This window comes from Haloferax sp. Atlit-6N (genome assembly GCF_003383195.1).
GTDB lineage: Archaea > Halobacteriota > Halobacteria > Halobacteriales > Haloferacaceae > Haloferax > Haloferax gibbonsii.
The window spans coordinates 1-517 of record NZ_QEQJ01000189.1; the positions used below are offsets into that span (position 1 = coordinate 1).

1 protein-coding gene and 1 pseudogene are annotated in these 517 nt (G+C 64.8%); both read right to left on the reverse strand.

Annotation, left to right across the window (positions count from 1 at the left end):
- Nucleotides 1-164, reverse strand: a 164-nt coding sequence (locus tag DEQ92_RS21865; protein WP_158547661.1) for a universal stress protein, incomplete at its 3' end; no start/stop codon positions are given.
- A gap of 67 nt (nt 165-231) precedes the next feature.
- Nucleotides 232-517 (reverse strand): annotated as a pseudogene (locus tag DEQ92_RS21870) (ATP-binding protein); the annotation flags it as partial.

The following is a 517-nucleotide window of genomic DNA, read 5'->3' on the forward strand; positions in this document are numbered from 1 at the left end:
TCCTCGGAGCCGCTGGGGAGGACGCCGGCGCTGTAGCCCGCCTGCACGGGATTGATGACGTGTAGCAGCGTCACGCGGGCGTCGCTCCACTCGTCGACGACGAAGCGGAGTGCGTGGCGCGACTGCGGCGACCCGTCGAGGGGGACGAGCACGTGCCTCGGCATACCTGCGGGTAGATTCTCGGGGTATATAAAACGGCCTCTGGCGGCTCGCGACCGCTTCTGTCGGCGCTCACTCGCCGTGGCGGGTGAGACAGACCGGTAGCCCTACGAGTTCGACCGGCTCGGAGTTGTCCGGGGAGTAGACGACGGCCTGTCCCTTCTCCATATACGGGACCTTGTCTTCGAGTTCCGGCGGGATGTTGACGCTCTTGATCGCGTCCTCGTCGCCGAGGTTGAGCACGAGTCGGGTGTTGATCTGCTTGAACACGGACTCGGCGACGTCTTGTGGGTCCTGTGTGACCAAGAACAGGCCGAGGCGCTCTTTGCGACCCTGTTTGGCCGCCTCGGTGAACTTC